The sequence below is a fragment of the Mesorhizobium sp. P3_A8 genome (genome assembly GCF_056402995.1).
In genome coordinates this window covers 64,248-88,996 of sequence record NZ_JBFUGI010000010.1, presented here as the reverse complement: position 1 = coordinate 88,996, position 24,749 = coordinate 64,248, and the positions used below count along the sequence as shown (strand labels likewise).

Here is a 24,749-nt window from a genome sequence, read left to right as displayed (position 1 = left end):
CAAGAAATGACCCCCTACCAGTCTCCGACAGTTGCCTGCATCACCGCAAGTGCCGCGACAGCTGCGGTATCGGCGCGCAGGATGCGTGGGCCGAGCGGAATGGCGGTCACGAAGGGCAGGGCGCGCAGCATCTTGCGCTCGTCGTCGGAAAAGCCGCCCTCCGGCCCAACCAACAGCCCGAGCTTCCTTTCCTTTACCGCCTGCAAGGCAGAAAGAGGATTGTTGGTCGAAGCGTCCTCGTCGCAGAAGATCAGCCGCCGCTCTCTGTCCCAGCCGGTCAGCAGACGGTCGAACTTTTCCGCTTCGCGCACCTCCGGCACCGCCAGTATGCCGCATTGTTCGGCGGCCTCGACGACATTGGCACGCAACCGATCGATGGACGGCTTGGCCACTTGCGTATGCTGGGTGATCACCGGCTGCAGCACGCCGGCGCCCATCTCGACCGCTTTCTGCACGAGATAGTCGAGCCGGCCCTGTTTCAGCGGCGCGAAACAATAGACGAGGTCGGGCAGGGGCGGCTGCGGCCGTTGCAGCACCAGCACTTTCAGCCGCACCGCTCTTTTCGTCTTTGCCGCGATGGCCGCCGACCATTCGCCGTCGCGGCCATTGAACACCAGGATCTCGGCGCCTTCGCCCAGCCTCAGCACATGCAGGAGATAGTGGCTTTGCTGCTGGCCGGCGTCGAACTCGATCTCCGGGCCGAGATCGTCAGGCACGAACAGGCGTTGCATCTTGTAATTGGCGCGCATGGCCGAGGAATGAGCGAGCCGACCGCCGGCGTCAAGCCTCGGCGGAGGGATGCCACACCGGACGAAAGCCATGCCGGAGGACATTGAGCGTTGTCGCTGGCGTCAGCAGTACAAGCGCCTTGTCTTCCAGTTGGCCAAGGTCGGCGGGTGGCCGATATCCGGCAAAGGACCATTGCAACGCCTTGCCGTGGCGCAAGGCATAGGTGTTGCCGCCAGTAGCGATCACCGCGCCGTCTGGCAGGTCGGCCAGCTCGCCCATCGCCACAGTCGGACGTTTGCCCCCTGAAGCCAACCGCTCCTTGTGCAGCCTTTTGTCGACTTGCGGCGCCCGTGGCTCGACGATGCCGAAAGCTTTGCCGAATCGGCCGACGAAATCCTTGGCCCGTTCGCGCTGGCAAAAGAAGCAGGGGCGATGCCCCGCGGTCAGCGCCGTCACCTCGTCGAGGAAGAACAGCTCGGTCCAGCCTGCCTTGCCGCCGGCACGGTTGCGGCCCATAGGCTCGCGCCGCACATTGCGGAATTGGCACACGCAGATGATCCATGCCTGAAGCGCCCAGCGCTTCTTCAACAGTGTCTTGGTCTCGGGATCGTGGATGATGCCGCGATTGCCGGTGAACAGACCGCGCTCGGGCACGGCATGGATGGCGCCGAACGGATCGACCCGGTTCTGCAGTGGCATAGTTTTCTCCTGGGATACGCATCTTGGCTGCAACGCGGGCGGCATGATATCGCTCGTGGCGTCATTTTCATGTCAGCAGGGTTTTGCGATGCGGGTGCTGGTGGTCCAGAACTACGACAATACCGGCCTCGGCCAGGTTGGTGCCGCGCTTGCCGAAGCCGGTGCCGATCTCGATCTGCGCCTGCCCTACAAGGGCGATCCGCTGCCGGACGATGCCACGGAGCACGATGCCATGGTGGTGCTCGGTGGTGGTCAGAATGCGCTGGCCGACGATGAATATCCCTATTTTCCGGCGCTGCTCGAACTGACCCGCGATTTCGCCGGCAAGGATCGCGCCGTGCTCGGCATCTGCCTCGGCAGTCAGCTCGTCGCCCGCGCCTTCGGCGGCGAGAACCGCATCGGCGGCGCCAATGAGTTCGGCTGGCGCGGCGTTTCGCTGACGCCGGACGCCAAGGCCGATCCGGTGCTGGGCGCCCTGCCGCAAAAGTTCCCGATCTTCCAGTGGCATGACGACACCTTCGAGCTGCCGGAAGACGCCGTGCGGCTCGCCGGCAATGATGTCGCCGAAAACCAGGCGTTTCGTGTCGGCCGCGCCGTCTACGGCTTCCAGTTCCATTTCGAGGCCGACCGGCCGATGGTGAAGGGCTGGAGTTCCTCCTTTGCACCGCTCATTGCCGCGCGCCATCCCGATTGGGCGGGCAAGCTCGATGGCGAGATGGCCAGCAATGGACCCGACGCCGATGCTGCTGGTCTCGCCATTGCCCGCGCCTGGGTAGCCACAATCTAGGCGTTCGCGCCTCCGCGCTCTGCCGCGTGACATTATTGGCACGCAGCCGTGAAACCGGCTGGGGAAAACCCCCTTCATCCTTGGCTTGTGTCCGTCCGCCATCCTAGAAGGCGCGCGCTCTGCATCTTCAGTGCAACCGGGATGAACCTTTTGTGTGACCCGCGCGACACACCACCGATACAGAACGCGCTTAGAAGCGCGAAATCGTCGAAACTTTGAAGCGAATTCTCCGTTTCAACGCATTGGTAACCGCCTGGTGCACAGATGCAGCAAGCTCAACAAGAGATGACGTCCGTGAAAGCAGCGCTTCTGTCCTTTGCCATGTTGTCCGCCATCGTTCTGTGCGGTCTCGGTATCTATTCCGCCGATGCTGCCAACAACCACAACGCCGTCGACGGCTACGGCGTCACCGCCTCGCTTCGCTAAAAGCCGGCCCGCTCGCGACGCATCCCTGCGCCGCGCCTGGGCTCAAGCTTCCTTTATCGCCATTTCCAGGATGCGTTTGTCCGCTCCGTCCACGACGAGGGCGGTCAGCATGCCTGATTGCCAGGCAAGCGTGTCGACATTGACGCGGTTGGCCATCACTTCCGCCTCGGGGACGGGTGTGTGGCCGTGCACCACGATCTTCGGGAACAGGCCGGTGTGATCGTGGAAAACGTCGCGGATCCAGATCAGGTCCTGCTGGCTCTGCTTGTCCAGCGGAATGCCTGGCCTGATGCCGGCATGGCAGAAGAAGAAGTCGCCGAACGTTACTGAGAACGGCAGCGAGCGCAGGAAATCGACATGGCCCGGCGGCATTGCCTCGAGCAAGGCCTGATGTCCCCGCCTCATCGTCTCCATCTTGCCGAACCAGCTGGCGTCGGCGGTCAGCGACACGCCATAGGACAGCGCCGTCTGCACGCCGCCATAGCGCATGAAAAGCCCTTCCGGGTCGGGGGTTCCCAGAAAATCGAGAAACCCGATGTCATGGTTGCCGGCGAGCATCAGATGGCGTGGATCGCGTTCCCGCGCCGCGATCAGGAAATCGATGACGCCCTTGGAATCCGGTCCGCGGTCGACATAGTCGCCGAGATGGATCACCCGCCAGTCGCGAGCCGGTTTCCATTCCAGCTCGCTCTCGATCCGCTGGTGCATGGCGGCCAGCAGGTCGAGCCGGCCATGCACGTCGCCGATCGCGTAAAGACGCACACCCTCCGGCCCATGTGCGTCGAGAAAATGGATGCCGGGTTCCGCCAACGCCTCGTGGTCTCCGTGGTCAGGCTGTCACCGGACCCTAGCGTCGGAGCTGGTCCTTGCCCATGTCGGTGACCAGACGCTTTCCGCACAGCGCCAGCGTGATGTCCATCTCCTTGCGGATGATTTCCAACGCTTTGGTAACCCCTTCCTTGCCGAGCGCGCCGAGGCCGTAAAGAAATGGCCGGCCGATATAAGTGCCCTTGGCGCCGAGGCAGAGCGCCTTCAGCACATCCTGACCGGAGCGGATGCCGCCATCCATATGGACTTCGATCTTGTCGCCGACCGCGTCCGCGATCTCTTCCAGCGCCATGATCGAGGATGACGCGCCGTCGAGTTGGCGCCCGCCATGGTTGGAAACCACGATCGCGTCGGCGCCGGTCTTGGCCGCCATCAGCGCGTCTTCCTTGTCGAGGATGCCCTTCAGGATCAGCTTGCCGCCCCAGCGTTCCTTGATCCAGGCGACGTCCTTCCACGATAGCTGCGGGTCGAACTGCTCCGTCGTCCAGGACGACAGCGAAGAGACGTCGCCGACACCCTTGGCGTGGCCGACGATGTTGCGGAAGGTGCGGCGCTTGGTGCCCGCTATGCCCAGGCACCAGCGCGGCTTGCTGGCCAGGTCGATGATGTTGGCCAGCGTCATCTTGGGCGGCGCTGAAAGCCCGTTGCGCACGTCCTTGTGGCGCTGGCCAAGGATCTGCAGGTCGAGCGTCAGCACCAGCGCCGAGCATTTCGCTGCCTTCGCCCGGTCGATCAGATCGAGCACGAAATCCTTGTCGCGCAGCACATAGAGCTGGAACCAGAAAGGCTTCTTCGTCACCGAGGCGACATCCTCGATCGAGCAGATGCTCATTGTCGACAAGGTGAACGGCACGCCGAATTCCTCGGCCGCCTGCGCCGCCAGCATCTCGCCATCGGCATGCTGCATGCCGGTCAGGCCGGTCGGCGCCAAGGCCACCGGCATCGACACTTTCTGGCCGATCATGGTCGATTCCAGCGAGCGGTTGCTCATGTCGACCAGCACGCGCTGGCGGAACTTGATCTTCTGGAAGTCTTCCTCATTGGCCCGATAGGTGCTCTCGGTCCAGGCGCCGGAATCGGCATAATCGAAGAACATCTTGGGCACGCGCCGGCGGGCGAGGTCCTTGAGGTCTGCGATGGTGAGAATGTCGCTCATGATGGTTCTCGCTTGATCGAATTGACTAAAGCATGATGCCGAAAAGTGTGAAGCGGTTTTCGGATGACATCATGCTCTATGAACGTCTGCGTGCCGGTTCGGTATCACCGGCCTCCGAACGCTGCCGCAGCCTCAGCCGCGACACGCGTTGCCAGTCGCCGCTGCGCTCGGCTTCGGCCATCGACCGCTCGACATAGGTCATGTGATCCATTGCCGCCTGGCGGGCGCCGGCCGGATCGCCGGCCTTGACCGCGGCGTGGATTGCCTTGTGCTGCGCCAGCAGCGCCTCGCGCGCGCCGGGCACGGTGAACACCAGGAGCCGGTTCTGGAACACGCCTTCCGACAAAAGCCGGTAGCAGGAGCGCAGCGTGTGCAGCAGCAGGATGTTGTGCGCGCACTCGCAGATCGCGTGATGGAATTCGACGTCGATTTCGGCTTCGTCGTCGAAATCGCCGGTGCGGTGCGCCTCGTCCATGCGCGCCATGATGCGGTCGAGCAGCGCAAGGTCCTCCGGGGTAGCGCGCCGCGCCGCATATTCGGCGGCTATGCCTTCGATCTCGCGGCGGTACTCCAGATAGTCGGCCACCGCCTTGCGATGCATCGAGATCAGGTCCGCCACCGGCTTGGTGAACAGCTGGCCGATAATGTCTGCGACATGGGTGCCGCCGCCGGCCTTGGTCGTCAGCAGCCCGCGCCCTTCCAGCGCCTTCAGCGCATCGCGCAGGATCGGCCGCGACACGTCGAACTGGCGTGCCAGCTCGCGCTCGCCCGGCAGCCGGTCGCCGGTGCGCAGCACGCCTTCGAGGATGAGGCTCTCGATCTGCTGCACCACCTCGTCGGCGGTGCGCGAATGCTCGATCCTGGAAAAAATGTCGCTCAACAGCTGTGCCTGGGAATTGAACCGGTGTCGCACAGGATAAAGCCTGCGTCGCCAACTGGTCAAATTATTTATCCAATTGGTCGAAGCGGGTCGGTTTTGCCGCCCGGCGTAATATCATCTTCGGCTAAACTTTGCTGTTTGCGTCATCTGGCTATTGGCTCTAGAGGGACGCCAACGCAAGAGGGTTGACAGAAACCCGGGGGACAAGCCGTGTCAGACGACCCGTCCAATCTGGAGTTCCAGCCGCGCGCCAAGGGCAGCGTCATGGGTTTCCCCGCGCATGAGGGCCGGCCAGGCGCGCTGGGCGAGGTGCATGCAAGGCCACATCCGCTGATCGAAAAGCCCCGCGTCCTGGTGCAACTCGCCTTCATGACCGAGGGCGGCTCCGGCGTTGACCATGCCGTGCTTTCCGAACTGTCGCGGCGTCTCGGCATTGCCGCACCCGATCGCCAGGCGCGCCATCACGCCATGAAGTGGGGCAAGGGCTCGCTGCGCTGGGAGCGGCATACGGAATTCTCGACCTATCTGTGGGAAGGCCCGCTTTCCGAAAGCGGCAGGACGCAGGAGGATACGCCCTTCGGCAATGGCTTTTCGCCGCCGGGCACCGTCATTTCCGGCATCCGGCTCGAAATCCGCAAATGGACGCAGGCGAGCGAACGGCTGATCGCCGCTTTCGATCCCACCAGCCTGTGCTACTCGCTGGTCGAGCGCGGCAATGCGGCCATCGTCACCGATTTCCGCCAGGATGGCGACGGCATGACCCGCATCCTGGTGCTCGATCGCGGCCTGACGCCGGCGCGCACCGGGGCGCTGTCGCAGCGGCTGATCGACATCGAAACCTACCGGACGCTGGCCATGCTAGGCCTGCCGCTGGCGCTGACCTTGTCGGGCCGTGCCCGCCGCATCGAGGACAGGCTGGCGCAGACCACTCTGGAAATGAAGGTCGCCGAGACCCGCGACAGCCAGACGTTGCTGGCAGACCTGACGGAACTGGCGGCCGAGTTGGAAGCAGACGCCGCCTCCAGCCTTTATCGCTTCGGCGCCAGCCGCGCCTATGACGGCATCGTCGTCGAGCGGCTGGAAGCGCTGGAGGAGGAGGCTGTGCCCGGCTACGACACCTGGGGCGGGTTCCTGCAGCGCCGCGTCGCGCCTGCCATGCGCACCTGCCGCTCGGTCGAGGAGCGACAGGCCAATCTGTCGCGCAAGCTGACCCGCGCCACGACGCTGCTGCGCACCTGGGTCGATGTCGAGGTCGAGAAGCAGAACCGCGACCTGCTTGCCTCGATGAACAACCGCGCCCGCCTGCAACTGCGCTTGCAGCAGACCGTCGAGGGCCTTTCGGTTGCCGCCGTCTCCTACTATGTCGTCGGCCTCATCGGCTATGTCGCCAAGGGCGCCTCGATCTTCGGCCATGCCTTCGCGCCGGAAGTCGTCACCGCCGCCTCGGTGCCGGTCGCCATCCTGCTGGTCTGGTGGGGCGTGCGGCGCGTGCGCCAGATGCATTCCGAACCAACGAAGCATCCCGGCGAATAGCGGCAGATTGCCGCTGCGGAAGGTTGTCCCGACCTTGATGCCGGAGGCCGCATCACCGCAGCGTTTGCAAAGAATGCGCCTCACTGGTAAAAGATTTTGACCAGTCAAGCAAAGTGAGGCTGCAGATGTCCGGCCTGGCCATGCCGAAACCAGACGACGCCACGCTGCGCCGGCGCGACGAGATCGTCGCCGACATGCGCATCATCGTCCCGGGCGAGGGCGTCGTCGACGCCACCAACCAGATGCGTGCCTTCGAGAGCGACGGCCTGACCGCCTATCGGCAATTGCCGCTGGTCGTCGTGCTGCCCGAAACTGTGGCGCAAGTCTCCCGCGTGCTGAAATACTGCAACGACCGCAACATCCGCGTCGTGCCGCGCGGCTCCGGCACCTCGCTGTCGGGCGGCGCGCTGCCGCTGGAGGACGCGGTGCTGCTGGTCATGAGCCGCTTCAATCGCATCCTGGCGATCGACTTCCCCAATCGCATTGTGGTTGCCCAGCCGGGCGTCACCAATCTCGGCATCACCACCGCCGTCGAGCAGGAGGGCTTTTACTACGCCCCCGATCCATCCTCCCAGATCGCCTGCTCGATCGGCGGCAACGTCGCGGAAAATTCCGGCGGCGTGCACTGCCTGAAATACGGCCTCACCGCCAACAATGTGCTCGGCATCGAGATGGTGCTGATGAACGGTGAAGTGGTGCGGCTCGGCGGCAGCCATCTTGATGCCGAAGGCTACGACCTGCTTGGCGTCATGACCGGTTCGGAAGGCCTGCTCGGCGTCGTCACCGAGGTCACAGTGCGCATCCTGAAGAAACCGGAGACGGCACGTGCCCTGCTGATCGGCTTTCCGACCAGCGAACAGGGCGGCCAATGCGTCGCCGACATCATCGGCGCCGGCATCATCCCGGGCGGCATGGAAATGATGGACCGGCCGGCGATCCACGCGGCCGAGGATTTCGTCCATGCCGGTTATCCCCTCGATGTCGAGGCGCTGCTGATCGTCGAACTCGACGGGCCGGGTGTCGAGGTCGATCATCTCATCGGTCTCGTCGAGGCGATCGCCTACAAGAACGGCTCGACCACCTGCCGCATCTCGCAATCCGAGCAGGAGCGGCTGAGCTTCTGGGCCGGCCGCAAGGCGGCCTTCCCCGCGGTCGGCCGCATCTCGCCCGACTATTACTGCATGGACGGCACCATCCCGCGCAAGGAACTGCCGCGCGTGCTCGCCGGCATGCGCGAACTCTCTGAGAAATATGGCCTCGGCGTCGCCAATGTCTTCCACGCCGGCGACGGCAATCTGCATCCGCTGATCCTCTATGATGCCAATGTTCCGGGTGAACTCGACAAGGCCGAGAGTTTTGGCGCCGACATTTTGCGGCTCTGTGTCAAGGTCGGCGGCGTCCTGACCGGCGAACATGGGGTAGGGGTCGAGAAGCGCGACCTGATGCCGGAAATGTTCAACCAGGTCGATCTCGACCAGCAGATGCGCGTCAAATGCGCCTTCGATCCCAACCACCTGCTCAACCCGGGAAAAGTCTTCCCGCAACTGCGCCGCTGCGCCGAACTCGGCCGCATGCATGTGCACCGGGGGCAGGTGGCGTTCCCGGACATTCCGAGGTTTTGAGTTGATGGCGTCTCAGAATGGGGGTTCCTCGCCCCCGCAAAGCGGGGGAGAGGTGGCTCGGGCGAAGCCCGAGACGGAGAGGGGGACGCCCGACGTGCCCAGCCGCCGCTCGCCCGAAAAGATCGCCCGCGCTCGCGTGCTACGCCACGGGGACAATCAGGCTGAGGCAATCCTCTGGAGCGAGCTGAAGGCAAAACGTCTCGGCGGCTACAAATTCGTTCGGCAAATGCCGATTGGCTCATATTTCGCAGACTTTGCCTGTCGCAGCGAAAAGCTGGTCGTCGAACTGGATGGAAGTCAGCACGCGGAGAGCACCTACGACAGACGACGCGATGAGTTCATGCGCGCCGAGGGGTTTTCGGTGCTGCGTTTCTGGAACATCGTTCTCAAGAGCCGCCGAAGTGTCTGCGAAACCATTCTTGCGGCACTTGAGGGACAATTGGCAGAAGACGTGGTCGCCACAGATCTGACGTTCGTTTTCGCAGCCAAGATGTCCGGAGGTGGCACTCTATGATGGCCCCCTCTCCGTCTCGGGCTTCGCCCGAGCCACCTCTCCCCACTTTGTGGGGTCGAGGAACCCAAGCTTTCCGAGGCCGCGACCTCCGCGGTTGGCGTTTCCTCGCCCCCATGAAATGGGGGAGAGGTGGCCGCGTAGCGGTCGGAGAGGGGGCTGGCGCTGCCATATGCGATTGCCTTGCGGCTCACGGGAGCGAGGAACCCAGATCTTCCGGCGCCAATTCCCGAGTGAGGCCTGACTTGCTGTTCAAACAATCCTCGCTGGACAAGATTGCGTGCAACGAAGTGACGCTCGCCTTTCGCCGCTGGAAACGTCCGACGGTAAAAGCCGGCGGGCGAGTCCGGACGGCTTCGGGCGTAGTGCTGATCGGGAACATCACCGTCGCACACATTCCCGCACTGACGGAAAAAGACGCGATCTCGGCCGGCTTTCCGACACTCGGAGCCCTTCAAGAGATGCTTGGCCCCGATGACGGCACATCACTCTACCGCATCGAACTCAAAGGCATCGAACCCGACGAACGCGTTGCCCTGCGTAACGAGGGCCTTTCCGATGCGGACTGGCATGCGCTGACTGCACGCTTTGCGCGCTGGGACAAAGCGGCGCCCGGCTACTTCCCGTCCATCTTACGGGTAATCGGCGCCCATCCGGAAGTGCGTGCGGCTGATCTGGCTGCGATGGCCGGCGTCGAAACGCTGAAATTCAAGCAGGATGTCCGCAAGCTCAAGGAATTCGGCCTGACCGAGAGCCTCGATGTCGGTTACCGGCTGTCGCCGAGGGGCGAAGCCGTGCTCGAAAAGCTCAGGGAGCACAGGCTTTGACGACTTTCACTCCGGCCACGTCAGACGAAGTCCTGTCCTCTGTCGCCTGGGCGGTGGCGGAAGAGGCGCCGCTCGAAATCCTTGGTCACGGCTCCAAGCGGGGCATCGGCCGCCCGCTGCAGACGGAGCATACGCTCGACCTGTCGAAGCTCACCGGCGTCACGCTCTACGAGCCCGCCGAACTGGTGCTGTCGGCGAAGGCCGGCACGCCGCTGGCCGAGATCGAGAAGCTGCTGGCGGAAAACGGCCAGCAGCTGGCGTTCGAGCCGATGGACTATGGCCTGCTGCTCGGCGGCGAGCCGGGCAAAGGCACGATCGGCGGCGTTCTCGGCGCGAACCTCTCCGGTCCGCGCCGGCTGAAGGCCGGTGCGGCGCGCGATCATATCCTCGGCATCAATGTCGTGTCCGGCCGTGGCGAGGCCTTCAAATCCGGTGGCCGGGTGGTCAAGAACGTCACCGGCTATGACATGTCGAAGCTGATGGCCAACAGCTGGGGCACGCTGGCCGTTTTTACCGACGTCACCTTCAAGGTTTTGCCTGCCGCCGAGACCGAAGTCACGCTCGCCATCCGTGGCCTGCTCGACGATGCCGCGGCAAGCGCCATGGCCTTGGCGCTCGGTTCCAGCACGGAAGTATCAAGTGCCGCCCATCTGCCCGAGCGGATCGCGGCGCGCGTTGCCGGCGGCGCGCTTGGCAGTGAGGCCGCAACGCTGCTCCGGGTCGAGGGTTTTGGCCCGTCCGTTGCCTACCGTATCGCCGCGCTGAAGACGCTGCTTGGCAAGGCCGGGCCGCTGGAGGAGATTGCCGATGAGGCTTCAATCGCCATATGGCGCGATGTGCGCGATATCAGGCCTTTCGCCGATGGCACCGAAAAACCGGTCTGGCGCGTCTCGATGACCCCTGCCCAGGGCCACCAGATGGTGCTGACCCTGCGCATGCAAGCCGCCGTCAGCGCCTTCTATGACTGGCAAGGCGGGCTGGTGTGGTTGCGCATGGAAGAGGGCGACCCGGAAGCCGCGCTGCTGCGCGGCCTGTTGCGCAAACATGGCGGCGGCCATGCGACGCTGGTGCGCGCCGCACCTGCCCATCGTGCCGCTCTGCCTGTCTTCGAGCCGCAGCTGCCGGCATTGGCCGCGCTTAGCCAGCGGCTGAAGCAGGAATTCGACCCGAAGAACATCCTCAATCCCGGCCGCATGGCCTAGGACATCAGCGATGCAGACCAATTTCTCGCCCGCCCAGCTTGCCGATCCCCACGTCGCGGAATCGGAAAAGATCCTGCGCAAATGCGTGCATTGCGGCTTCTGCACCGCCACTTGCCCGACCTATGTGACATTGGGCAACGAATTGGATTCGCCGCGCGGGCGCATCTATCTGATCAAGGACATGCTGGAAAACGGCCGTCCGGCCGACAAGGAGATTGTCACCCATATCGACCGCTGCCTGTCGTGCCTTGCTTGCATGACCACCTGCCCGTCGGGCGTCAACTACATGCATCTGGTCGATCACGCGCGCGCCCATATCCAGGAGACCTACAAACGGCCGCTGCTCGACCGCCTGACCCGCGCCATGTTGGCCTTCGTGCTGCCCTATCCCCAGCGTTTTCGCGCCGCGCTTAAGTTGGCGAAATTGGGCAAGCCGTTCATCGGCCTGTTCGAGAAGGTCCAGGCGCTGAAGCCGCTTGGCGCGATGCTCAAGCTCGCCCCGGCATCGATCCCGGCAGCGTCGCCGATGGCCTCGCCGGGCGTCCATGCCGGGCAGGGGGTGAAAAAGGGCCGGGTCGCCATCCTCACCGGCTGCGCGCAATCGGTGCTTGATCCCGCCATCAACGACACGACGATCTCGCTGCTCACACGCCTCGGCGTCGAGGTCGTGGTGCCGCCGGGCGAGGGCTGCTGCGGCGCGCTGGTTCATCATATGGGGCGGGAGCAGGCAGCCCTTGCCTCGGCCAGGCAAAATGTTGACGCCTGGACACGTGCCATCGACCAAGGCGGGCTCGATGCCATCATCATCACCGCGTCCGGCTGCGGCACGACGATCAAGGATTATGGCTTCATGCTGCGGCTCGATCCGGCCTATGCCGACAAGGCTGCACGCGTGTCGGCTCTGGCCAAGGACATCACCGAATATCTGGCCGCTTTCGACTTGCCCGAACCGGTGCGCAAGCCGGGCACCATCGTCGCCTATCACTCGGCCTGTTCGATGCAGCACGGCCAGAAGATCATCCGCCAGCCGAAAGAGTTGCTGGCCAAGGCCGGCTTCATCGTGCGCGAGCCGCGCGAGGGTCATCTGTGCTGCGGCTCGGCCGGCACCTACAACATCCTGCAGTCCGAGATTTCGGCCAGGCTGCGCGACCGCAAGGTGAAAAACATCGAGGCGACAGGTGCCTCGATCGTTGCCACCGGTAACATCGGCTGCATCACGCAGATCGCGTCGGCCGCGAAGCTACCCGTGGTGCACACGATCAAGCTGCTCGACTGGGCCTATGGTGGAGAGCCGCCAAAATTGCTTTGATTGCGGCACACCCATTGATGGGACTGCCGGCATGCCCAACTCAGAGTCCGAGGAAATTGAAACGATCGTTCGGCTGCTGTCGGATCGATCGCCCGCGACTTTTCAAGCCCATTATGCCGAATGCGAAGCAATTATCGCTCGACATTTTAGGGACGGGTCCGAATTCCTGTTTGCACTGATCAAAGCGGCGGTAGAAGCTGATGTTCAGCAAATCACTCTGATTAACGACGCCGTTTCATTTCTCGACGACGCCCATCTGGCCCGCCTGGCATTTTTTCTGCAAGGGGAAGCGAAACGCGGCACAGATGTTGAAGACCTATTGTCCCATGCCATGCTGCAGGCATCAGACTTGTTTCCAGACAGTGTGCTGGCCACCAGTTACGATTTTGCAGATTGGCAGGAACACGCCGATCCGCGTTCACCGCCAATCTGTCAACACTTTGTCTTCGAAGGCGGCTCTCCGGGCGACTCGCCCTTTCCCGCGCACCACAATCACCCTACCTGGCATCTGCCAACTATCGGACGGCCATATGCTGTCGGCGGCATGGGTTCGGCAACGTGCCCGATCTGCCGGCAGAAATTGACACACCTGATTACCCTGGACGATTTTGGAGACCCAACGATATCTGTTCCTCGGCTCCGCATCGAAACCTGTACGAATTCTCTCGAACTGACCTACTATTCGCATGACGCCGTAGGCGTGCCGACACCGATAGCGCCGTTCCATTCCGCCTATGATTTCACATCGGATCCGGCCACAGAGGAAAGCACTGTCCGCCTTGCACCCACGCCGCCGCGCTGGCTCAGGCAGTCGTATGGGGTAAGCAATTCACGGCAAAATCTGTTTCGGCTTGGCGGGTTGCCGTCATGGGTTCAAGGGCCACAGTTTCCGCTTGTTCCCGGAACGGACAGGCAAATGAAATTTCTTCTCCAGTTCGATTCGATGGCCGGATTCTTCTGGGGCAGCGGCGGCATGCTTTACGTCTTCTGGGACGAAGAAAGCCGTATCACCTGCCACGTACCGCAATTCACGTAACGAACGAAGCTACTCGGCTGCAAGCCTGTCGGCCGTGCCGTAAGTCGCCTCATAGAGCGCGCGCTGGCGGCTGAGCGCCACCATCGTGTTGCGCAGCAGGATCGCCACCGTGATCGGACCGACGCCGCCCGGCACGGGCGTGATCCAGGAGGCGACTTCACGCACGCTTTCGGTGTCGACATCGCCGACGATGCGGCTCGTGCCGTCCGGTCCGATCTCGGAATTGATGCCGATATCGATGACGGCGGCACCCGGCTTGACCATATCGGCCTTGATCAGCCGCGGCTTGCCGACGGCGACGAACAGCGCATCGGCGCGGCGCGCATGGGCTGCGACCGAGCGCGTCATGTGGTGGCAGACCGTCACCGTTGCGCCTTCGCTCATCAAAAGGAAGGCGATCGGCTTGCCGACGATTTCCGAATGGCCGACGATGACCACTTCCAGTCCCTTGAGATCGAGCCCGGTCTCCTTGAGCAGTTCGACAGAGGCCGCCGCCGTGCAGGGCGCGAGGTCGAGCTGGTTGTAGACGATGTTGCCGATCGAGGCCGGGTGCATGCCTTCGACATCCTTGAGCGGATGCACCGCCGCCTGCAATGTCCTGATCGGAATGTGCGCCGGAACCGGCCGCTGGATGATAATGCCGGTGACGCGCGGATCGGCGTTCAGGCCATGGATGGCGGCTTCCAGTTCACCCGACGTGATGGTGGCGGGAAAACGCCGTTCCTCGAAATCGATGCCGGCAAGCTGAGCCTTGGCGCGCTGGTTGCGCACATAGACATCCACGGCATCGGTATCGCCGACGGTGATCGAGATCAGTTTGGGCGGAAAACCCTCGGCTTTGGCAATTGCCGCATCCTCGCGCACGGCGGCGATGATGCGCTGGGCAACCGGGCCGCCCTTGAGGTAGCGGCTGTCGTCGGACAGGGACATGGGGTGGACTCTTTTCTTGCGTTGGCGCCGACATAGCAAAAGACCGTTGAAAATGGCAGCACGAAAGCGAACCGCCATGCCTTCTGCGCGGCGCAACGACGCGGGGCCATGTCGCAGGCACTGGACGCCGATCAAAAAAGAAGGGCAGCGCGGTTTCCCGTGCTGCCCTTCTTGACCGACCGCATCCCCATACGGCCCGTCCCCCGTTATCTCTGGACTGGCCTCGAAAAGCTCAATGCTTTGCCGGCCAAGTGATTCGCAATTCGAACTATATCACCTCGACCGTGGTTCCGACATTGACCCGTTCATAGAGGTCGACCACGTCCTCGTTGCGCATGCGGATGCAGCCTGACGACACCGCACCGCCGATCGTCCATGGCTGGTTGGTGCCGTGGATGCGGTATTCGGTGGTGCCGAGATAGAGCGCCCGCGCGCCGAGCGGGTTCTCCATCCCGCCGGCCAGATAGGTCGGCAGATAACGGCCCTTGGCGGCTTCGCGCTTGATCATCTCCGCCGGCGGGCGCCAGTCCGGCCACTCGCGCTTGTTGGTGATCTTGTGCGTGCCCGACCATTCGAAGCCCGGCTTGCCGGTGCCGACGCCATAGCGCCGTGCCTTGCCGTTCTTCTCGATGAGGAAGAGGAAATTCTGCGTCGTGTCGATGACGATGGTGCCCGGCTTCTGCCCGCCGTCATAGTTGACTTCCTGCGGCAGGTAGATCGGGTTGATCTGCGGGCGCATGACCATGCGCTTGGTCTGCGCCTGTACGGCCGCCGTCTGCACGCGGTCGGGCTGCGCCGGTTGCGCATAGCGCAGGCGCGGCTGCTGCACGATTTGGCGGTTCTGCCGCACGATGCCGGGCGCTTTGCCAAGCTGTAGCACCCAGGGGGCGGAAAGGTCGGGGCTCACCATCACCGGCGGCCTGTCGGCATAGCGGTCGCCAGCGGCTGCGGGGGTGACGCCGGCAAACACAGCCACGGCGCCGAGCACGGAAAACAAAACTCTCTTCATCGGGAACGCACCTTGATCGTCTTGATACAACCGGGTGGAAACGCTCCCCGGTTCAGCGATCATTGGCGCGCAAGCAGCAACCGAAACATGAATCGGAATGCGTAAAATGCGGTTCTGTCAGTAAACCTTTTGGTGTGGTTACCGCCGGGTTCAGGAATCTGGTAAAGCCGCAGTAAATGCAGCGCGAAAGCGCATTAACGAACGGATTTTGGCTATGGAAAAAGAAAACACCGGCCTGCTTGCCGGTCCCGACGGTGTCGCGCGCTGCTTCTGGCACGGCAATCTGCCCGATTATCTGCACTATCACGACCATGAATGGGGCCGGCCAATGGCCGACGACCGCAGGCTGTTCGAAAAGATCTGTCTCGAAGGGTTTCAGTCGGGACTGTCGTGGCTGACCATCCTACGCAAGCGCGAGAATTTTCGCGAGGCCTTCGCCGGCTTCGACTACGACAAGGTCGCCGCCTTCACCGACAAGGATGTCGAGCGCCTGCTTGGTAATGCCGGCATCATCCGCCATCGCGGCAAGATCGTCTCGACCATCAACAATGCCAAGCGCGCCCGCGAAATGGCCGACGAGTTCGGCTCGCTGGCCGCCTGGTTCTGGAAGTTCGAACCCGGCAAGGACGAGCGGCCCAGGATTGTCGACCTCGCGCATCTGCGCGCCAACCCGACGACTGCAGTTTCGACCCGGATTTCGAAGGAATTGAAGAAGCGCGGCTGGAGTTTCGTCGGCCCGACCACGGTCTACGCCTTCATGCAGGCCATGGGCTTGGTCAACGACCATCTCGAAGGCTGCGTTTGCCGCAAGCAGGTCGAGAAGGAACGGAAGGCCTTCACGCGGCCGAAGTAGGGTTCAGGTGCCGTTGACGCTGGCCAGGAACAGCCCGGCAACGATCGCCACCACCGTGGCCACCGTCGGATAGATCACCAGCAGGCCGGTCACCAAGGCGTCGCGCATGGAAGGCCCCTTGCCGGTTTCGGCCGGTACATCGAACGGTCCGGCAGCCTGGCCAACCAGTTTCGGCGCATGGATACCGGCCGGGCGCAGGCGTGCTGGCAACGCGCCGGCTTTGCTATTGGCGTGGAATTTTGCTGCGCTGATCATGTCCCGAACCCCTTCGTGTTGGTGCGCTATATCGGCTTCGATTGTGTCGGCACGATGCCGTGCTCATGGCGGGATTGTTTCATTTTCGGTGCGTTGTTGTTTCAGGGAGGTTCGACTCTGTCCATTTCGGATCCGGACAGGCCCTGGGGTGCCACCCTTGCCGCTATCGGCTGCATCGGTTAGGAAACGCGCGCTGTGGGACGCGGTAAATTTACCGCGCCACGAAGTCACGAGACATCAGGTGCCCAATTCATGGCCGAAAAATCGGAAAAGACGAAAGCGCGATTGCCGCGCGGTTTTGCCGACCGCAGCGCCGAGGACATTCGCGCCGTCGAGAAGATGATGGCGACGATCCGCTCGGTCTATGAGCTCTACGGTTTCGAACCGGCCGACCAGCCGCTGATCGAATACACCGATGCGCTCGGCAAATTCCTGCCCGACCAGGACCGGCCGAACGAAGGCGTGTTCTCCTTTCAGGACGATGACGAGCAGTGGCTGTCGCTGCGCTACGACCTGACCGCGCCGACCGCACGCTTTGTCGCCGAGAATTACGAGCGCCTGCCGAAACCCTATCGCAGCTACCGCTCCGGCTGGGTGTTCCGCAACGAGAAGCCCGGCCCCGGCCGCTTCCGCCAGTTCATGCAGTTCGATGCCGACACGATCGGCACGCCGGGCGTCGCGGCGGACGCCGAAATGGCGATGATGATGGCCGACGTAATGGAAGCGCTCGGCATCAAGCGCGGCGACTATGTCATCCGCGTCAACAACCGCAAGGTGCTGGACGGCGTGCTGGAGGCGATCGGCCTCGGCGGCGACGAAAATGCCGGCCGCCGGCTGACCGTGCTGCGCGCGATAGACAAGCTGGACAAGCTCGGGCCGGAAGGCGTGAAGCTTTTGCTCGGCCCGGGGCGCTGGGATGGCGGCAAGGAAGGCGAAGGCGACTTCGCCAAGGGCGCCGGATTGAACAATGGGCAAGCCGAGGCAGTTCTTCTCGCGACAGCGAGGAATGTTCAGGCCGGCCAGGATTCCAGCGTCAGTTCGAACGTGACCTATCAGGAAGGCGTCAGCGAACTCGCGACCATCGAAGCCCTGGTCAGGGCGGCGGGATATGGCGACGACCGTATCGCCATGGACCGCTCGGTGGTGCGCGGCCTCGAATATTACACTGGTCCCGTCCTCGAGGCCGAACTGCTGGCCGAAATCCCCAATGAGGACGGCCAGATCGTGCGCTTCGGCTCGGTCGGCGGCGGCGGGCGCTATGACGGCCTGGTTTCGCGCTTCCGCGGCGAGCCGGTGCCGGCGACCGGCTTTTCCATCGGCGTCAGCAGGCTGATGACCGCGCTGAAGAACCTCGGCAAGCTCGACAGCGCCGACGTGATCGCGCCGGTCGTCGTGCTGGTGATGGACAAGGACACCGACAGCCTCGGCCGCTACCAGAAAATGGTCGGCGAGCTGCGCGCCGCCGGCATCCGTTCCGAAATGTATCTCGGCGGCGCCGGCATGAAGGCGCAGCTGAAATATGCCGACCGGCGCAACTGCCCGGTCGCAATCATCCAGGGCGGCGACGAGCGCGCCAAGGGCGAGCTGCAGATCAAGGATTTGATCGAGGGCGCGCGCATGTCGGCGGAAATCACCGACAATGCGGAGTGGCGCGCGGCACGCCCTGCGCAGGTCACCGTGGCGGAAAGTGAGCTGGTCGCCGAGGTGAAGAAGATCCTGGCGGCGCAAGCTGCCGATCGCGCAAAGGGTGGCGCTTGAACACCCCCCTCTGGCCTGCCGGCCATCTCCCCCGCAAGGGCGGAGATTGGATGTCGTTTGGGCTTTGGCCAATTTCCAGCGTTGAAGAAGAGGCGCCGAGCCTCAAGCTGCCGATCTCCCCCCTTGCGGGGGAGATGTCCGGCAGGACAGAGGGGGGTGCCTCGCGCCCATCCTATCCATGACCTCCCGCTACCCCGCCATCGCCGCAGACATCACCAAGCTCTTCGCCACCCGCAACACGCATGCGGTCGAGGTCGCCATCCTGCAGCCAGCGGACCCGTTCCTCGACATGGCCGGCGAGGATCTGCGCCGCCGCATCTTCCTCACCGAAAGCGAGACCGGGCAGACACTCTGCCTGCGGCCGGAATTCACCATTCCAGTCTGTCTCGACCACATAAGTTCGCAGGCCGGCACGCCGCGCCGCTATTCCTATCTCGGCGAAGTGTTTCGCCAGCGCCGCGAAGGCGGCAATGAATTCTTCCAGGCCGGGATCGAGGATCTCGGCGACCGCGACACGGCTGAAGCCGACGCCCGCTCGGTGGCCGACGCGCATGCGCTGCTGTCGCTGGTGCTGCCCGGCCAGGCGCTCACGATCACGCTCGGCGACCAGGGCGTCTTCGAAGCGGTGCTGGCGGCGCTCGGCCTGCCGCGCGGCTGGCGCATGCGGCTGGCGCGTGCCTTCGGCTCGGCGCCGATGCTTGAGGCGGCACTCGCCGATCTCGCCAATCCGCCGCGCAACGGCCAGCTTTCCGGCGATGTCGCCGCACTTGTCCTCGATGGTGATCTCGAAGGTCTTTCCGCCCATATCGCTGGCGGCATGGAGGAAGCCGGTCTGTCGGCATCCGGCGGGCGCTCGCCCACGGACATTGCGCGGCGATTGATCGAGAAGGCCGAATTGCGCAGCGTGCGGCTGTCGAATGAGGCCTTCGCGGCGTTGAAGAGTTTCCTGGCGATCGACGTGCCGCTCGATGGCGCGGCCGAAGCGCTGGAAACATTCTCCGCCGGCGCCGGGCTGTCGCTGGGTGCCGCGCTGGAAAAATTCGCCGCGCGGGCCAGGGCAATCGGGGCACATGGTTTGCCGGTGGGAAAAATCCGTTACGATGCGGCTTTCGGCCGTCCGCTCGATTATTACACCGGTGTGGTCTTCGAAATCGCGGCGCAGGATGGCGACCGCCCCCTAGCCGGTGGCGGCCGCTACGACCGGCTGCTGACGCTGCTTGGCGCCAAGACCGCCATTCCCGGCGTCGGTTTTTCCGTCTGGCTCGATCGCATCGAGGCGTTGCGGGAGGCGGCACCATGATCACGCTGGCGATCCCCTCTAAAGGCCGGCTGAAAGAGCAGGCGCTGGAAGTGCTGGCGAAAGCCGGCCTAGCCATCAGCTTGCCCGGCGACGAGCGCAAATATCACGCCCGCGTCGAAGGGCTGGACAATGTCGAGGTCGCCTTCCTGTCGGCTTCGGAAATATCGGGCGAAATCGGCCAGGGCGCGGTCGATCTCGGCATCACCGGCGAAGACCTGGTGCGGGAAAACCTCGCGGACTGGGAAGCGCGGGCCGAAATCGTTGCTCGTCTCGGCTTCGGCCATGCCGATGTCGTGGTGGCGGTGCCCGAAATCTGGCTCGATGTCGACACCATGGCCGATCTCGACGACGTTGCCGCCGATTTCCGCCAGCGCCATGGAAGGCGGCTGCGCATCGCCACCAAATACTGGCGGCTGACGCAGCAGTTCTTCTCGCAGAAGCACGGCATCCAGGTCTATCGCATCGTCGAAAGCTTAGGTGCCACCGAAGGCGCGCCGGCGGCGGGGCTTGCCGATGTCATCGTCGACATCACCAGCACCGGCTCGACGCTGCGGGCGAACCACCTCAAGGTGCTGGGCGACGGGGTTGTGCTGAAGTCGCAGGCCTGTCTGGTGGCGTCGAAGAAAGATCGTTCGGTGGCGGATGAGGCGCTCGTGCGCGATATCGCTGCGAAGATGGCTTCCATAATCGCCTAACGGCGGCGCTATCCCCCTCTCCGTCTCGGGCTTTCGCCCGATCCACCTCTCCCCCATTTCATGGGGGCGAGGAAACGCTAACTGTCGGCGTTGCACCCTTTGAAAGCTTGGGTTCCTCGCCCCCACGAAAGTGGGGGAGAGGTGGCTCGGCGAAGCCGAGACGGAGAGGGGGCCGGCGCTGCCATATGCGATTGCCCTCCGGCAGAGCAGAAAAGTGGATCCGGGATGGAGGCGCGCCCTATGCCTTCCAGTACCATCGACAGGATTTCCACTGCCCCGCCGGGCTGATAGACTCGGGCGCGCCTGGGAGGAGACAGCGATGCCGGTCAATCTCGACGAGCTGAAGAACGCCACCAATCTGCGCGGCCGCGGCGCGCGCGCCGGCAGCGTCTTTGTCGCGCCCGTCGACGGCCGGGCGGATGTCTCGGGCGAGCGCAAGGTGCCGCTGCTCGACAAGACAATCCCTGCACTTTTCTCCGACACCGCCAGCAGATACGCCACACAGGATGCCGCCGTCTTTGTCGGTCAGGACAAGCGTTTCACCTGGAGCGAACTGTCGGACACTGTGGATGCGCTCGCCGCCGGTTTCTTGGCGCTCGGCCTCGAAAAAGGCGACCGCGTTGGCATCTGGTCGCCCAACCGCTGGGAATGGCTGGTTACGCAATTCGCCACCGCCCGCATTGGCCTGATCCTGGTCAACATCAATCCGGCCTACCGGCTGACCGAACTCGACTATGCGCTGAACAAGGTCGGCTGCAAGGCGCTCGTCACCGCGGCCAGCTTCAAGACCTCGGACTATCTCGGCATGATCGAGACGCTGGCGCCGGAGATCACGAAGGCCGCGCCCGGCAAGCTCAAGGCGCAAAAATTGCCTGATCTGAAGATCGTCATCCGCATGGGCGAGGACAACTCGCCAGGCATGTTCAATTTCGCCGACGTGCTGGCCATGGCCGGTCGCGACGAGCATGACAGCCTCGACCGCATTTCCGAGGGGCTGAAACCTGGGGATGCGATCAACATCCAGTTCACCTCGGGCACGACCGGAGCACCGAAGGGTGCGACGCTGACGCACCACAACATCGTCAACAACGGCAATTTCGTCACCTCGGCGATCAAGCTCACCGTGGACGACCGGCTCTGCATCCCGGTGCCGCTCTATCATTGCTTCGGCATGTCGATGGGCACGATGGGCTGCGTGTCGAAGGGCGCGACGATGGTTTTCCCGGGCGAGGGGTTCGACCCCGGCGCGACACTGAAGGCCGTGGCGCAGGAGCGCTGCACGGGCCTCTATGGCGTGCCGACCATGTTCGTCGGCATGCTCGACCATGCGGATTTCGCGACCTTCGATCTCTCCAGCCTGCGCACAGGCATCATGGCCGGCTCGCCATGCCCGATCGAGGTGATGAAGAAGGTGGTGTCGCTGATGCATATGTCGGAGGTGACCATCGCCTACGGCATGACCGAGACCAGCCCGGTGTCGTTCCAGAGCGGCGTCGATGATCCGCTGGAAAAGCGCGTCTCGACCGTCGGCCGCATCCATCCACATGTCGAGGTCAAGGCGGTCGACACCGATGGCGCCACCGTCGCCGTCGGCGCGCCGGGCGAACTCTGCACACGCGGTTATTCGGTGATGAAGGGCTATTGGGACGACGAGGAAAAGACCCGAGAGGCAATCGACAGCGACGGCTGGATGCACACCGGCGACCTCGCAACAATAGACGCAGAGGGCTATTGCAACATCGTCGGCCGGGTCAAGGACATGGTCATCCGCGGCGGCGAGAACGTCTATCCCAGAGAGGTCGAGGAGTTCCTCTACCGCCATCCCAAGGTCCGGGAAGTCCAGGTTTTCGGCATTCCCGACGCCAAATATGGCGAGGAGCTGTGCGCCTGGATCGTGCTCAAACCCAACCAGATCGCCACCGAACAGGAGATCAAGAACTTCTGCGCTGGCCAGATCGCCCACTACAAGATCCCGCGCCACATTCGCTTCCGCACCGAATTGCCGATGACAGTGACCGGCAAGCCGCAGAAATTCCTGATGCGCGAAGCGATGGTGGAGGAGCTGGGGCTGGTGACGCAGAAGACGGCGTGAGGGGTGGGCGCCTCGGTTTTGTCGTTGCGCTCAATAATGCCAGGGCCGCGCGACCTTGCGGCATCTTCAGGAGCCGCGGGTCGGTGTCGTTTGTCGGAGTAGAACGCTGCGCGATGGGCTTGCCGGCTTCGCGATGACATTGGCTGAGGGGCTCCCCACAGGCTTTCCGCTAGGTTCGCAGAACACATGGGGGCTTGAATGACTGGTTTCGGACGATCGGCGATTTCCTACGCGATGCCCCTCGCTGCGCTGGCGATGGCTGTCGCGGTCCGAGGCAGCGGACTGTCGGTAGACCAGGGTTTGCCGAGCACCCGGATCCTTGTCGGTTCGCTGTCGTGTGCGATCATGTTCGTCACCATTTTCGTGGTGCTCGACCACGCCGAGGCGGTGGCTCGGCGGGTAGGGGAGCCGTACGGAACGCTGGTGCTGACATTTGCCGTTACCGCAATCGAAGTGTCGATCATTGTTTCCATGATGCTGCATGGAGAGAACAACCCGACACTGGCACGCGAGTCCGTCTTCTCGACGGTGATGATCACATCCACCGGCGTTGTCGGCATGTGTCTCGCGTTTGGCGGCTGGCGTCATCGCAAGCAGGCCATCGTGCGGCAAGGGACCAGTGCCTATCTGGCGGTTCTGGCCGCGCTGACCGTCATGACGCTTATTTTGCCGACCTACACCCAGACCACGGATCCCGGCACGTTTTCGGCAGCCCAACTTGGTTTCGTCAGTGTCCTTTCAGTGCTGCTCTATGCAAGCTTCGTGTTCGCGCAGACCGTCCGGCACCGGGAAGACTTTACCCAGGCACAACCACACGACGTTTCGGTGCGCGCTGCCCCTCACGAGAACATCTCTGCCAGCGCTCTGTTGCTGATCGCCGGGCTGATCGGAATTGTCATGCTCGCCGAGCAGGTCGCGGCAAGCGTCGAAGATACGCTCGTTGCCTACCAGGTGACCCAGACTGACAGCATTGTGGGGGCAATGATCGCGGGGCTGGTGTTGATGCCGGAGGCCATTTCGGCGGTGCGCGCTTCACTTAACAACGAGCTGCAGCGTGGCTTGAATGTCGCGATGGGTTCGGCTTGCGCCACGATCGGCCTTACCATACCGGGAGTCGCAGCCGCCAGCCTGCTGACGGGGAGAGGACTGACCCTGGGGCTGCCGGCTGCTGATGCGGTCCTTTTGGTCTTGGCGCTTTTCACATGCAATGTAAGCTTCAGCACCGAAAGAACGACGTTCTTGACCGGAATGGTCCATCTTGTGGTATTTTTTACTTATGCATTTCTGATATTTATACCATGAGAGCTTTGGTGCAGGCGAAGCGCCAAGGGAGGCATCCTTCGCTACCTCAGACCGCGGATTTGAGGTGGTCGATGAAGGCGCGCAGCTTCGGCAGGATCTGGCGCTTGCCGGGATGATAGAGGAAGACGCCCGGCGTCGTCGCGGCGATAGAGGCCAGCACAGGCTCGAGTTTTCCCTGGGCAATCGGACCTTCGGCGACAGGTCGAGGAAGCTGCGCCAGCCCAATTCCCCGCATGGCGGCGCCGACCAGCGTTGGATAGTCGTGGGCGATCAGCGGACCTGAGACCATGGCCTCGATCGCCTCGTTGCCGTCGACGAACGTCCAGGGCGCAATGGCGCCGTTCGAGCGGCGCAGGCGCAAGCAGGCGTGGTGGCGCAAATCGTCGACACGCTCGGGGCGGCCGTGGCGCTCGAGATAGTCGGGACTGCCGACGACCACGAACGGGAATGACGGGGTCAGCCGCACCGCGACCATGTCGGTGGCAATGAACTGGCCGAGGCGAATGCCGGCATCGAACCCGCCGGTCGCCAGATCAACCATCTCGTCGCTCGCGGCGATCTCCAGTTCGACTTCCGGATAGGCCTGGCAGAACGACGCGATCACCGGCTCCAGGATCAACGGCACGACGGCGCGCGGCACTGACAGGCGCAGCAGGCCGGTCGGTCGTTGGCCGACATCACGCGCGGCCTCGCCGGCGGCGACGATCTCCTCAAAGGCAGGGCCGGCACGGTCGAGGAACCGCTGCCCGGCTTCGGTCAGGCCGACGCTGCGTGTCGTGCGGACAAACAGCGCCGCACCCATGCGGGCCTCCAGCGCGCGCACCGCCTGGCTCACGGCCGACGGCGTCACGCCGAGATCGGCGGCGGCGCGGCGGAAGTTGCGGCGCCTGGCGACAGCCAGGAACACCTCGACGCCCTCCAGCGCCCCATGCAGAACTGTGTAGCTGTGCTTCATAGGTTGTAGTGATTACAGCGGCTAGTCGAACTATGGAAGCGGGTTTAGGTAATCG

Annotated in this window: 24 protein-coding genes; 15 read left to right on the top strand and 9 right to left on the bottom strand. The window is 63.5% G+C overall.

What is annotated here, in order from left to right; genetic code table 11:
• Positions 1–14: 14 nt before the first annotated feature.
• Both AC1DX4_RS22985 and AC1DX4_RS22980 read right to left on the bottom strand, forming a co-directional pair.
• A complete protein-coding gene (locus tag AC1DX4_RS22985) occupies positions 15–749 on the bottom strand; it encodes a 16S rRNA (uracil(1498)-N(3))-methyltransferase (protein WP_477222468.1) in 735 nt (244 codons plus the stop codon).
• A gap of 31 nt (positions 750–780) precedes the next feature.
• Complete coding sequence (locus tag AC1DX4_RS22980; protein WP_477222467.1) at positions 781–1,428, bottom strand: hypothetical protein; 648 nt, start codon at positions 1,426–1,428, stop codon at positions 781–783.
• 88 nt (positions 1,429–1,516) lie between these two features.
• On the opposite strand from AC1DX4_RS22980, the gene AC1DX4_RS22975 reads away from it, so the two are divergent.
• Entirely contained in the window at positions 1,517–2,215 is a 699-nt protein-coding gene (locus AC1DX4_RS22975) for a type 1 glutamine amidotransferase (RefSeq protein ID WP_477222650.1), read from the top strand.
• Between the two features lie 294 nt (positions 2,216–2,509).
• On the top strand, positions 2,510–2,641 hold the full coding sequence (locus tag AC1DX4_RS22970; protein WP_257784452.1) for a hypothetical protein: 132 nt from the start codon (positions 2,510–2,512) through the stop codon (positions 2,639–2,641).
• Between the two features lie 42 nt (positions 2,642–2,683).
• Here AC1DX4_RS22970 and AC1DX4_RS22965 read toward each other — a convergent pair whose 3' ends face one another.
• From AC1DX4_RS22965 to AC1DX4_RS22955, 3 genes are all read right to left on the bottom strand, one after another.
• Positions 2,684–3,451, bottom strand: a complete 768-nt coding sequence (locus AC1DX4_RS22965) for a metallophosphoesterase family protein (RefSeq protein ID WP_477222466.1) — start codon at positions 3,449–3,451, stop codon at positions 2,684–2,686.
• Between the two features lie 37 nt (positions 3,452–3,488).
• Positions 3,489–4,625 (bottom strand): alpha-hydroxy acid oxidase, encoded by a 1,137-nt coding sequence (locus AC1DX4_RS22960; RefSeq protein ID WP_095198017.1) that lies wholly within the window; start codon positions 4,623–4,625, stop codon positions 3,489–3,491.
• A gap of 76 nt (positions 4,626–4,701) precedes the next feature.
• A complete protein-coding gene (locus tag AC1DX4_RS22955; RefSeq protein ID WP_475452985.1) occupies positions 4,702–5,505 on the bottom strand; it encodes a FadR/GntR family transcriptional regulator in 804 nt (267 codons plus the stop codon).
• Positions 5,506–5,715: 210 nt separating this feature from the next.
• Here AC1DX4_RS22955 and AC1DX4_RS22950 point away from each other — a divergent pair, with 210 nt between their 5' ends.
• The 7 genes from AC1DX4_RS22950 (at position 5,716) to AC1DX4_RS22920 (ending at position 13,545) form a co-directional block, all read left to right on the top strand.
• Positions 5,716–7,038 (top strand): DUF3422 family protein, encoded by a 1,323-nt coding sequence (locus AC1DX4_RS22950; protein ID WP_477222465.1) that lies wholly within the window; start codon positions 5,716–5,718, stop codon positions 7,036–7,038.
• Between the two features lie 125 nt (positions 7,039–7,163).
• Positions 7,164–8,660: an FAD-linked oxidase C-terminal domain-containing protein gene (locus tag AC1DX4_RS22945; RefSeq protein ID WP_477222464.1), complete on the top strand. Its 1,497-nt coding sequence runs from the start codon at positions 7,164–7,166 to the stop codon at positions 8,658–8,660.
• Positions 8,661–8,664: 4 nt separating this feature from the next.
• Positions 8,665–9,174 carry an endonuclease domain-containing protein gene (locus tag AC1DX4_RS22940; protein WP_477222463.1) on the top strand — a complete coding sequence of 170 codons (510 nt, stop codon included), beginning with the start codon at positions 8,665–8,667 and terminating at the stop codon, positions 9,172–9,174.
• 242 nt (positions 9,175–9,416) lie between these two features.
• The gene (locus tag AC1DX4_RS22935) at positions 9,417–9,998 is read left to right on the top strand and encodes an ASCH domain-containing protein (protein ID WP_477222462.1); all 582 of its coding nucleotides are present in this window, start codon (positions 9,417–9,419) and stop codon (positions 9,996–9,998) included.
• Positions 9,995–11,200, top strand: a complete 1,206-nt coding sequence (locus AC1DX4_RS22930; RefSeq protein ID WP_477222461.1) for an FAD-binding protein — start codon at positions 9,995–9,997, stop codon at positions 11,198–11,200. The genes AC1DX4_RS22935 and AC1DX4_RS22930 overlap by 4 nt, the downstream gene beginning before the upstream one ends.
• A 10-nt stretch (positions 11,201–11,210) precedes the next feature.
• Positions 11,211–12,509 carry a glycolate oxidase subunit GlcF gene (glcF, locus tag AC1DX4_RS22925; RefSeq protein WP_477222460.1) on the top strand — a complete coding sequence of 433 codons (1,299 nt, stop codon included), beginning with the start codon at positions 11,211–11,213 and terminating at the stop codon, positions 12,507–12,509.
• Positions 12,510–12,540: 31 nt separating this feature from the next.
• Positions 12,541–13,545 carry a hypothetical protein gene (locus AC1DX4_RS22920; RefSeq protein WP_477222459.1) on the top strand — a complete coding sequence of 335 codons (1,005 nt, stop codon included), beginning with the start codon at positions 12,541–12,543 and terminating at the stop codon, positions 13,543–13,545.
• 9 nt (positions 13,546–13,554) lie between these two features.
• Here AC1DX4_RS22920 and AC1DX4_RS22915 read toward each other — a convergent pair whose 3' ends face one another.
• Together AC1DX4_RS22915 and AC1DX4_RS22910 are read right to left on the bottom strand one after the other, a co-directional pair.
• Positions 13,555–14,475 (bottom strand): bifunctional 5,10-methylenetetrahydrofolate dehydrogenase/5,10-methenyltetrahydrofolate cyclohydrolase, encoded by a 921-nt coding sequence (locus AC1DX4_RS22915; protein WP_477222458.1) that lies wholly within the window; start codon positions 14,473–14,475, stop codon positions 13,555–13,557.
• A 268-nt stretch (positions 14,476–14,743) separates the two neighbouring features.
• Positions 14,744–15,484, bottom strand: coding sequence for a L,D-transpeptidase (locus AC1DX4_RS22910; RefSeq protein WP_477222457.1), 741 nt, complete (start codon positions 15,482–15,484; stop codon positions 14,744–14,746).
• A gap of 214 nt (positions 15,485–15,698) precedes the next feature.
• On the opposite strand from AC1DX4_RS22910, the gene AC1DX4_RS22905 reads away from it, so the two are divergent.
• A complete protein-coding gene (locus tag AC1DX4_RS22905; protein ID WP_477222456.1) occupies positions 15,699–16,337 on the top strand; it encodes a DNA-3-methyladenine glycosylase I in 639 nt (212 codons plus the stop codon).
• A 3-nt stretch (positions 16,338–16,340) separates the two neighbouring features.
• Here the strand turns inward: AC1DX4_RS22905 and AC1DX4_RS22900 are convergent, their stop codons facing one another.
• Positions 16,341–16,592, bottom strand: a complete 252-nt coding sequence (locus AC1DX4_RS22900; RefSeq protein WP_477222455.1) for a hypothetical protein — start codon at positions 16,590–16,592, stop codon at positions 16,341–16,343.
• A 252-nt stretch (positions 16,593–16,844) separates the two neighbouring features.
• Here AC1DX4_RS22900 and hisS point away from each other — a divergent pair, with 252 nt between their 5' ends.
• The 5 genes from hisS (at position 16,845) to AC1DX4_RS22875 (ending at position 23,739) form a co-directional block, all read left to right on the top strand.
• Positions 16,845–18,350, top strand: a complete 1,506-nt coding sequence (hisS, locus tag AC1DX4_RS22895) for a histidine--tRNA ligase (protein WP_477222454.1) — start codon at positions 16,845–16,847, stop codon at positions 18,348–18,350.
• 178 nt (positions 18,351–18,528) lie between these two features.
• Positions 18,529–19,650, top strand: coding sequence for an ATP phosphoribosyltransferase regulatory subunit (locus AC1DX4_RS22890; protein WP_477222453.1), 1,122 nt, complete (start codon positions 18,529–18,531; stop codon positions 19,648–19,650).
• On the top strand, positions 19,647–20,345 hold the full coding sequence (gene hisG, locus AC1DX4_RS22885; protein ID WP_477222452.1) for an ATP phosphoribosyltransferase: 699 nt from the start codon (positions 19,647–19,649) through the stop codon (positions 20,343–20,345). The genes AC1DX4_RS22890 and hisG overlap by 4 nt, the downstream gene beginning before the upstream one ends.
• A gap of 319 nt (positions 20,346–20,664) precedes the next feature.
• A complete protein-coding gene (locus AC1DX4_RS22880; RefSeq protein WP_477222451.1) occupies positions 20,665–22,437 on the top strand; it encodes an AMP-binding protein in 1,773 nt (590 codons plus the stop codon).
• A gap of 198 nt (positions 22,438–22,635) precedes the next feature.
• On the top strand, positions 22,636–23,739 hold the full coding sequence (locus AC1DX4_RS22875) for a calcium:cation antiporter (RefSeq protein WP_477222450.1): 1,104 nt from the start codon (positions 22,636–22,638) through the stop codon (positions 23,737–23,739).
• Between the two features lie 46 nt (positions 23,740–23,785).
• On the opposite strand, the gene AC1DX4_RS22870 is transcribed toward AC1DX4_RS22875, so the two are convergent.
• Positions 23,786–24,694 (bottom strand): LysR family transcriptional regulator, encoded by a 909-nt coding sequence (locus tag AC1DX4_RS22870; RefSeq protein ID WP_477222449.1) that lies wholly within the window; start codon positions 24,692–24,694, stop codon positions 23,786–23,788.
• Positions 24,695–24,749 lie beyond the last annotated feature (55 nt).